Annotated in this window: 10 protein-coding genes; 1 reads left to right on the top strand and 9 read right to left on the bottom strand. The window is 33.0% G+C overall.

Annotated elements, in window-relative coordinates:
• Positions 1–177: 177 nt before the first annotated feature.
• The 9 genes from RWR88_RS03765 to RWR88_RS03725 form a co-directional block, all read right to left on the bottom strand.
• Positions 178–936 (bottom strand): RNA methyltransferase, encoded by a 759-nt coding sequence (locus RWR88_RS03765; RefSeq protein WP_314450729.1) that lies wholly within the window; start codon positions 934–936, stop codon positions 178–180.
• An 11-nt stretch (positions 937–947) separates the two neighbouring features.
• A complete protein-coding gene (locus RWR88_RS03760) occupies positions 948–1,310 on the bottom strand; it encodes a hypothetical protein (protein ID WP_314450728.1) in 363 nt (120 codons plus the stop codon).
• A 15-nt stretch (positions 1,311–1,325) separates the two neighbouring features.
• A complete protein-coding gene (locus RWR88_RS03755; protein WP_314450727.1) occupies positions 1,326–2,546 on the bottom strand; it encodes a DEAD/DEAH box helicase in 1,221 nt (406 codons plus the stop codon).
• Between the two features lie 9 nt (positions 2,547–2,555).
• A complete protein-coding gene (locus tag RWR88_RS03750) occupies positions 2,556–3,539 on the bottom strand; it encodes a Gfo/Idh/MocA family oxidoreductase (protein WP_314450726.1) in 984 nt (327 codons plus the stop codon).
• A 105-nt stretch (positions 3,540–3,644) separates the two neighbouring features.
• Positions 3,645–4,295, bottom strand: a complete 651-nt coding sequence (locus tag RWR88_RS03745; RefSeq protein ID WP_314450725.1) for an amino acid ABC transporter permease — start codon at positions 4,293–4,295, stop codon at positions 3,645–3,647.
• A 13-nt stretch (positions 4,296–4,308) separates the two neighbouring features.
• Complete coding sequence (locus RWR88_RS03740) at positions 4,309–5,184, bottom strand: transporter substrate-binding domain-containing protein (protein ID WP_314077110.1); 876 nt, start codon at positions 5,182–5,184, stop codon at positions 4,309–4,311.
• A gap of 498 nt (positions 5,185–5,682) precedes the next feature.
• Entirely contained in the window at positions 5,683–7,455 is a 1,773-nt protein-coding gene (gene uvrC, locus RWR88_RS03735) for an excinuclease ABC subunit UvrC (protein WP_314450724.1), read from the bottom strand.
• 20 nt (positions 7,456–7,475) lie between these two features.
• Complete coding sequence (locus RWR88_RS03730) at positions 7,476–8,654, bottom strand: iron-containing alcohol dehydrogenase (RefSeq protein WP_314349584.1); 1,179 nt, start codon at positions 8,652–8,654, stop codon at positions 7,476–7,478.
• 137 nt (positions 8,655–8,791) lie between these two features.
• A complete protein-coding gene (locus RWR88_RS03725; RefSeq protein ID WP_314349583.1) occupies positions 8,792–9,127 on the bottom strand; it encodes a hypothetical protein in 336 nt (111 codons plus the stop codon).
• Between the two features lie 168 nt (positions 9,128–9,295).
• Between RWR88_RS03725 and RWR88_RS03720 the strand changes: the two genes are divergently transcribed.
• A complete protein-coding gene (locus tag RWR88_RS03720) occupies positions 9,296–10,327 on the top strand; it encodes a glycosyltransferase family 4 protein (protein WP_314349582.1) in 1,032 nt (343 codons plus the stop codon).
• The last annotated feature ends 5 nt before the right edge of the window (positions 10,328–10,332 follow it).

The following is a 10,332-nucleotide window of genomic DNA, read 5'->3' as shown; positions in this document are numbered from 1 at the left end:
GGTTTATTTGTCACGCACCTACGGAGCGTGACGGACTGAAAGTCACATAATAAAAGCTTCCTGATTCCAGGAAGCTTTTAAGGCAGTTTTTGAGACCCTAGGCTCAAAAATTAGCCATGAGACTTGCAACGCAAGGCTGCTGGCGGCCTCACAACTCCAAGCCCAATCCCTATAAAACTATATTCTCGTTTGGTACATAAGTATCCCCGTCGCAATAGCAACATTCAACGATTCCGCTTGACCAAACATTGGAATCTGAATCACATGATCCGCAGAATCAATCAACTCTTGACGAACCCCATTCCCTTCATTACCAACCACAATGGCAACAGAATCCCTGCCAGTCAACCATTTGAAATCTTTAGCATCACGATGAAGTGCTGTTACAGCGATTGGAATATCATTTTCTTTTAACTTCCCATACACATCCGTTAAATTTTCATGATAAATCGCTACGTGAAATTGGCTTCCTTGCATGGAGCGAACAACTTTATCATTGTATAAATCCACACAGCCTTCTCCTAAAACAACTGAATCAAATCCTGCAGCATCGGCAGTACGAATAATCGTTCCTAAATTACCTGGATCTTGAACCGCATCTGCTAAAAGATAACGCCCCTGAGGAACTTCGACCAATGGTTTCTTTTCTAATGGTACAATCGCTAAAATACCTTGATTCGTTTGAGTCATCGATAACTTTTCAAACACCTCTTTTGAAACAATCATTGTTGGATAGCTCTCTGTCCATTTTTCATAAAGATGAATCGTGTCCTCACTAACTACTAAGCGTTGAATAAGAATATTTGATTGAATGGCTTCTTCCACTAAATGTTCCCCTTCAATCATATACGCTTCCGCTTTTTTTCTACCTTTGGAAGTTTGTAACTTTTGATAATTTTTTACCATTGCATTTTGGTGCGAACGAATAATTTCCATGTCCGTCTCCTTTATTGTTCCATCATTACTCGGAACAGTTTTAATTGTTCTTTTTGATTTGAAAAATATTTAGAACGATGAGGAATTTCAAATTGAAACTTTTCTCCTTCAACTTCAAAACTGAATTCATCATTTGATAAAAATTTCTTTTGATACTGTACTTTCTCTACTCGTTCAACTGGAAATAGTAGAGGTCTTGTATCAGTAAAAGTCGCATCAGCTTTTAACCCCAAAAATACACATCCCATTGAAGACCAATAACAAATCGCATATTCTTCATGTGGGAGTCTTTTGACTTGAATGAACACAGCTTTGTCTTCATACGGTAAATGATATTCTTCTAAATGATTTTTCAAAAACTCCAATGTAAGCATTTAAGAGACTCCTTTTTACTTTTTCTTTCCTGATGATTTTTTAGTTTTAAAGGATTTTTTATCTTTTGATGGATAAGCTTTTTTAGCAGTTCCTTTTTTCTCTTTTGGTTTATAAGGTTTCTTTTCCACCACTTTTTTCTTCTGTGCAACTTGTAGTTGACTTGAATGAACTTGGAATGCTTCTAGTGTTGCATCAGCTGGGATCAATTTTTTCAAGTCTCTTACTTCTTTTTCTGTAACAAAACTAATAACTAATCCATCTTTTCCCATTCTTCCAGTTCTTCCTGAACGATGAGTATATACCTCTTTATTTTCAGGTAAATCATAATGAATGACGACTGGTAAATCTTCAATATCTAATCCACGTGCTGCCACATCCGTTGTTAATAAAATAGGAACTTCTCCTTTTTTAAACGCCTGAATCGCAGCTTTACGATTAATTTGATTTTCTTGACTCGTTAATAAGGCACAAGGAATATTGTGATATTGTAATTTTTCTGCTAAAATCCCTGCATTTGCGAGTGAATTGACAAATACTAATGCTTGATATTCCTTCATATTTGCAAACTTTCTTAACAATTCATCTTTTTTACGTACAGGAGATTCAATATACACATGTTTTACATTCTCATTCCCTGCCATTTTCTGTTCCTGTTCAACCCATGTTGGTGTCATATTAATCCATTGGTGAATAGATTCTAATATTTCATTTTTAGTGGCTGAAAAGCAAATCATTTGTCTTTGTGATGGACATTTTTTAATAAAAGAACGAGTTTGTTCTAAATGTTCTTGCGCTAATAAATAATCTGCTTCGTCTAAAACAAGTGTTTGAACTTGATGAAGTTTTAATTTTCTTTGATTCGCTAATTCTGTTAATCGTCCTGGTGTTCCAACGACTAATTCTGGTTTTTTCTTTAAGTTTTCAATTTGACGCTTTACATTAGCTCCTCCTGCTAAAACTAACATGGTTAGTTCTGGTAATTTCCATTCACGAATGACTTCACCAATTTGTTGTGCTAATTCTTGACTAGGTACTAAAATGACTGCTTGTAGTTCATGATTGATTTCAATTTTCTCTAATAAGGGTAACAAGTAAGCTAATGTTTTTCCCGTTCCAGTTGGAGAGACTGCTACTACATCTTCCCCATTTTGAATCAATTCCTTTGTTGCTTCTTGAATCGGCGTTAAGTCTTTAAAACCTTTTTCATTCCATTTGTTTTGAATATATTCTTTCATGATTTCTCCTTAATTAAATGTAATTCCTGCTGAATTTCTTAATGCTTCAATCACTTCTAAAACATTACGACTTATTTTTTTACTTTGTTCATATTGTTTTAGGGATTCTGGTGTACGTTCTAATATTTTTGCAAAACCAATAGCTTCCCAGTCTAATGGATTTTTACGAAGTTCATATTCCTTTGTTTCCACAACTTCACTCATATATAGTGTTTTGACTTCTTTAATTTCTTGGCAGTCATTGATTTGCACTGTTTCTTTGCCAAAGTAAATTTCTTGAGGAAGACATACATTTAACACTTTCCCAACAAATATTGTTACATCAAATGTTGGATACTCCAATGATACAATTCCTTGTCCATCCACTTGATTTTGTAATTTACGTGCTTGATAATGAGCTTTTTCTGGCATTCCAAACCAACTAATCGCATTGTAAATAGGATAAACTCCTAAATCCATTAAAGCACCCCCACCAGAGGATAATGAAAATGAATTCGCAATTTCACCTCTTAAAAACGCATCATATTTTGAAGAATATTTTGCATATGATAAAACTGCTCCTTTAACTTCATCCATTCTAGAATCAATTATTTTTCTAATTTCTTGGAAGGCTGGTTCATAATAATGACGAATAGCCTCAATCACGAATAAGTTTTTTTCTGTCGCTAATTGATGAACTTCATCCCACTCTTCAACCGATAAAAAAGAAGGTTTTTCAACAATAATATTTTTTTGATGCTCTAATAATTGTTTTGAATAGTCACCATGTGTATGGTTAGGTGATCCGATATAGACAACATCCCAATTATTTTCTAATAAAAATTCACTCCATTGATTAGTCCAAGAAGGAATCTGGTGTTTTATAGCAAATTCTTCTGCTTTTTCTAGTGTTCTACTGTATACAGATACTACTTCAAAACTATTTGTTTGATCCACCGCTTCTACAAAAGAAGAAGATATCCACCCTGTGCCTATAATCGCTAATTTTTTCATGATCACCACTCCTTTTCTTCCTGGATAGTCTATCATATTTTCCTTAAAATCTCTAGCAATCCTCGTTGCATACAAAAAGAGGCTGGAATTCCAGCCTCTTCATTCTTAATATAATGATAATCTTTTTTCTAAAATTTTCTGACCTTGTTCAAACACTAAACAGATACTCCAGTAAATTAATGCTACTAAAATATACATCGTCATATAATCGAATTCTCGACCTCCAACAATTTTAGCATTTTGAAAAATATCAGGTACCGTAATCATTGCTGCCAACGAAGTTCCTTTTATCATATCAAATAACACATTACTTAAAGGTGGCACTGAAATTCTAAATGCTTGAGGAACAATCACTCTTCTTAATGTTTGAAAATAATTCAATCCTAAGGAAGTAGAAGCTTCCCATTGTCCATAGTCCACTGCATCAATTGAAGAACGTAAAACTTCGCAAATATATGCACTACTTGCAATACTAAAACATAAGATTGCACAGACTAGAGCTGGAAGTTGAATTTTTAAATAAGGTAATCCAAAATATAATAAGAATAAAAATACTAATGTAGGAGTTCCTCTCATAAAAGAAACATGGAAATTAGCAATCATTCTTAGAACTCTGATGTTCGAACGTTTCATTAAAACAAACATGAACCCTAAAATCGTTCCGAAAATAAAACTTACTCCAGCAATCCCTAATGTATATTGTAAACCACTTAATACAAAGGAAAGACTATGAATCGCTAACTTAAGATTAAACAAACGTCATCGCCTCTTATTCTACATCAGAAAAATCAATTTTTTCTAATTTCAAGTCTTTTGGTTGAGTTACATCTTCACCAGCAAAGAATGTTTTAGAAATTTCTGTTAATGTTCCATCTTCTTTCATTGATTTTAATGCTTCATTGAATTTTTGTTGGATAACGTCATTTCCTAATTTAATAGAGAAGCTTGCGCTATATGGGTTTGCATAAATACCTTCGTTAATTTTAATTGGGAAAGTATCTTTACCAAATGCTACAGCAATTTTTTGTAAATAGTAGTCATTAATAATAACATCTGTACGACCATTTACTAAATCAGACATATAAACATCATTTGTAACATTGTCATAGATAACTAATTCTGCTCCTAATTTTTTAGCAATTTTCATGTAGTTTGTACTTGCAGCACCTGCAGCTTTTTTACCTTTTACATCCGCCCAAGAATAAATTCCTGAATTGTCGCTTTCACGAACTACCATTGATGTAAATGAATATTTATGAGGTTCAGTACGTAAATATTTATCAATATTTTTTGCCCCATCTTCAATTGAGTAGTTAGCAATATCTACTTGACCACTATCTAATGCTGTTAACATACCGTCAACACCCATTTCTGTGAATTCAACTTCTAATTTTAAGCGTTTAGCTACTTCTTTTACAATCTCAACATCATAACCAGTTAAAGAGTTGTCTTTATCTGTATGGAATGATTGTGGATATAAAGTACCTGCTGTTGCAACTTTAATCTTTCCTGCTTTTTCAATTGCATCCCAATTTTTTTGTGCTTGTGATACAGTATCTTTACTTGTAGTAGTACTTGTTGAAGTCGAACAAGCTCCTAAAAATAATGTTGCAGCAACTGCACCTAATTTAAACCATTTGTTCATGATTTTACCTACCTTTTTTCATATATTTTTGACTAACATAAAATAGCACACCATGAGGAAGAAATCAATCTTTTTTTACTATTTTTGTAAAAAAATATAACAGATTAAAAAATCTGTTATATAAACACTTAAACAATATTGAAACTTTTTATAACAATTAAAGGTACAGAAGTAAGCCTGAATTTACACAATTCTCCCAAAACACAGCCTCAAAACCCAAGAGAAATCACCACCCCTGTATACCAATAGGCAAAAAGCGCAAAGCGCGCCTTTGCCACACGTAAGAACATTAAAGATATTACCGTAAAGAACATCCTAAGCGTATCAAAAGTTAATGAATGAAACACATGGGATTTATCGCAGTTGTGAAATAAAAGCTTCCTGATATCAGGAAGCTTTTAAGGCAACATTTGAGACCCTAGGCTCAAATTTTAGCCATGAGACTCGCTTTGCGAGGCTGCTGGCGGCCTCACAACTTTCAGAGAAATCCCAATAACACTATCTAACTGAGTCTTTGATTCGCTTCGCCACTTTCTCAGAAATTCCAAGCTTTTGAATTTCCTCAACTGTTGCTTCTTGGATTCCCTTCATCGTTTTAAAATGTTGTAATAGTTTCGTGCGAGTCTTTGGTCCAACTCCTTCAATCTCATCAAGAATGGAAGAAAAAGCATTTTTACTTCGTACCTGACGATGGAATGTAATCGCATATCGATGGACTTCCTCTTGAATTCGTTGTAATAAATGAAAAGCTTGACTCGTTGGATCTAATTCAATTTGTTCATACTCTTCTCCATAAAGTAAATGAGCAGTCTTATGTTTCTCATCCTTTACCATTCCAGCAATTGGAATTGATAGTCCCAGTTCATCTTCTAAAACTTCCATGGCAGCTCTCATCTGAACTTTTCCACCATCCATCAAAATTAAATCCGGTAAAGGTTTTTGTTCTTTTAATAATCTTGAATATCGTCTTCTAACAACTTCTTGAGTCGTTAAAAATTCATGACTCCCTTGTACTGTTTTAATATTGAATTTTCGATAACTTTTCTTTTCTGGTTTTCCATCTCTATAAACGACCATTGCTGATACTGGATTTGTCCCTTGAATATTCGAGTGGTCAAATGACTCAATCACACTTAAACGGCTTAAATCAAGTGCTTGTCGTAATTGTTCCACCGCACCTAATGTTTTTTGCTGACTATTCTCATCAATCTTAAATTTTTCAAGTAAAGCTACTTCACTATTTTGTGTCGCCAAATCAAGCATTCGCTTCTTCGGTCCTCTTTGAGGGGTTAATACTTTCACTTCTAATACTTCAGCCAATAATTCCTTATCAATTTCTGCTGGAACTAATATTTCTTTTGGTAAAATATGATTTTGTTCTTGATAAAATTGTACAATAAATGATATTAATTCCTCTTCTGCTGAATTATAAATCGGGAATAATGCTGCTTCTCTCTTGATAATTGTAGACTGTCTAAGTAAAAAGACTTGAATAGAAATCCAACCTCTATCCATATGGAATGAGAATACATCCCGATTTGTAAAGTCTTGAGACATAATATGCTGTTTTTCTACTGTTGTTTCGATATATTGAATTTGATTTCGATAATCAATGGCTCGTTCAAATTCTAATTGTTCTGAAGCTTCATCCATTTTCTTTTGTAAATCTTGCTTAATTTCTTTTACATCGCCTTCAAGAAACCGTTGGATTTTTTTCTTTTGTTGTTGATAAATTTCTGGTGAAACTTCATGATCACAACAGCCAATACATTGCCCTAAATGATAATAAAAACAAGCGCGTGTTTCATTTTTTCCACATTTTCTTAATGGATAAATTTTTTGAATCAATTGTTGCGTTTCCGTTGCAGCATAAACATTTGGATAAGGTCCAAAATACATGCCCCCATCTTTTTCAACATTACTTGTAATAATCAGTTGAGGATCTTTCTCATTTGTAATTTTTAAATAAGGATACATGGTTCCTTGTTTTAATTTTATATTGTAATAAGGTTGGTATTTTTTAATTAAATTAATCTCCAACAATAATGATTCTTTATTCGTTTTTGTAACTATAAATTCGAAATGATGAATTTCACTCACTAATTTTTCAGTTTTAGTATTATGTGCTCCACGAAAATAGGAGCGAACTCGATTTTTTAAGTTTTTTGCTTTACCAATATAAATAATTTCATCTTCTTGATTTTTCATCAAGTAACATCCTGGTAAATCAGGCAATTGTTTTAACTTTTCTTCAATTAATTCACTTGCCATTTTTTCGCTCCTTTCCCCTACTATAATGCAGTTTGATAAATGATTCTTGCATCTTCTAATTCTAAATTATGATGCTCAGATAAATGAATTTTCTCGTGACGTCCTAATCCTTCCACTAATGCTTCAATGACTGATTCATCTAATGAAATATCTTTAAATCGAATTGGTGCACCTAATGATGCAAAGAATTCTTCTGTTTTTTCTATTGCTCCATTGACGATTTCATCTGGTGTTCCAGATAGATCCCAAACTCGTTTTCCATATTGGATGAGTTTATCCCATTTTTGTTCTTTACGTACTTTCATCATAGCTGGCAATACAATCGATAATGTACGTCCATGATCGATTCCATGATTTAATGTAATTTCATGTCCTAATGCATGAGTTGCCCAGTCTGTTGGCACACCTGCAGAAATGGTTCCATTTAAAGCATTTGTGGCGCACCACATAAAGTTCGCTCTTGCAGCAAAGTCATGATTATCCTCATCAATAACTGTTGGTGCAATTTCAATCAATGTTTGTAAAATTCCTTCTGCATAACGATCTTGTAATTTTGCATCTACAGGATATGTTAAATAATTTTCCATTGTATGAATAAATGTATCTAATACACCATTCACTAATTGGCGTTTTGGTAATGTATACGTTAATTCAGGTTCTAGTACTGAAAACTGAGGGAATGTAACATCTGGTCTAAAACTTACTTTTGCTTTTAATGCTACAAAGGTAATCACCGCACCACTATTCATTTCAGATGCAGTAGCAGGTAATGTTAAAATCGTTCCAAATGGAACAGCTTTTGTAACAGGAAGACCTTTTCCAAATCCTCCTCTAAACATATCTAATGGATTGCCATCAAAAACACTTGCTGCAGCTACAAACTTTGTTCCATCAATGACAGAACCACCACCAATTGCTAGTAAATAAGTAAAACCTTCTTCTTTTACACGTGCAACAGCTTTGATTAATGTTTCGTATGTTGGGTTTGCTTCGATTCCCCCAAACTCATCCCATTCACGATTTCCTAATGCTTGTACAGCACGATCAAAGGCTCCATTTCGTTTAACAGAACCCCCGCCATATAAAATTAATACTTTTGCATCTTTTGGAATTTCTCCATCAATATCCTTAATACGATCTTTTCCAAATAAAATTTTTGTTGGGTTTTTAAATGTAAAATTACGAATTCCTAATTCCATAGTATCTCCTACCTTTCTATTTGATGATATCAAGCTCTAAGTGTTGAGGCAAATTACACGACTTAAGAAAAAAACTCCTGAAGGAATTTCCAACAGGAGTTGTTAAAGATTACACTTTATCCATTATTTAAAATATCTTATTTGAAATAAATTTCTAAATATTTATCCAATCTCTCGGCTGAAATTTCTTTTTCTAATTTTGATATTTCAGTTGGACTTAAACTAATCTCACCATGACATACACCAGCTTCATCATAAGCAACAATTACTTCGCCAATGTCTTCCCGTTGTTCTCTTTGAACTTTTGAAAAGTGCTGTAATAAAGTTTGTTCTACTTCTGTCGCACAATGCTCACGTAATAGGCAAAAATGTTCTGCAATTGCTGTTGGGATATAATAACAATCCACTAATGTCATTGCTTCTTTTGAATTTTTAGATGCTTTACCTTTAGGTTTATTTTTTTGACGCTTCATGAATAACCTCTCTTGATTTCTCTGTATCTAGTATACAAAAAAATTCCCCATAAGGCAAAAAGTTATCTTTTTATTTTCAAATCTTTTCTTAAGATTTTACTAGCTATTTTCCAAATTGTTAATTTCATGGTAGAATAGTAAACGAAATTGTTTCTTAAAGGAGTCAATATGTTAACGATCAATATGCTTACACGAGCAGATAGTGTAAAAGGACAAGGTGTTCTATCTGCTACAGAAGAACAAATTAATCTCGTAACAGAAGGTTTAAAAGACTATCAAGTCGTTGTGAATCAATTAAAAACATACAATATTACTCATATTCATACGATTAATCCAGATTTTTTAATTAAATCTGTTATCACAAGACAAAACCGTCCAATGATTGCTTCTGTTCACTTTTTACCGGAAACTTTAGAAAAAAGTATTTCCCTACCTCGTCCGATTAAAGAATTATTTTATAAATATGTTCTTCAATTTTATAAACAAGCAGATTATCTAGTAACCGTTAATCCACGTTTTATTGAAGATCTAGAACATTATGGAATTCCAAAAGAAAGAATCACGTACATTCCAAACTTTGTATCACGTGATACTTTTTATAAAATTACGGATCGTTCAAAAGCAACTCTTCGGGAATCTTTTGGATTAGATCCAGATAAATTTACCGTTGTATCTGCAGGACAATTACAAATGAGAAAAGGTGTTTTAGAATTTATTGATTTAGCCAAAAAAATGCCTGATATCCAATTTGTATGGGCAGGTGATTTTGCTTTTAAAGGGATTTCTGAAGGTCGTAAAGAAATTATGGAACATATGGATGAATTACCAAGTAATGTTCATTTTTTAGGGCTTGTAGAAAGAGAACGAATGAATGAATTCTTCAATATGGGAGATGTGATGTTACAACTTTCTTTTGAAGAGTTATTTCCAATGACGATTTTGGAATCTATGAATGCAAATATTCCATTATTATTAAGAGATTTAAGAGAATATCGCCCTATTTTATTTGATTATTACTTAAAAGGAAATTCTCAAGTACAATTCCAAGAAATTTTACGTCAATTACAACAAGATGAGGCTTTCTATCAAGATGCTTGCGAAAAATCTAAAAAAGGAGAACAATTCTACTCTAAAGAAAATGTACTCCAACAATGGCAAGCCTTTTATGATAAAGTAGCTGTTGAAAATCATTTAAAATAAAGGAG

Source organism: uncultured Granulicatella sp. (assembly GCF_963528195.1).
Classification (GTDB): domain Bacteria; phylum Bacillota; class Bacilli; order Lactobacillales; family Aerococcaceae; genus Granulicatella.
Note: the sequence above shows the minus strand (reverse complement) of the source record. Positions and strands in the feature narration are given on the sequence as shown.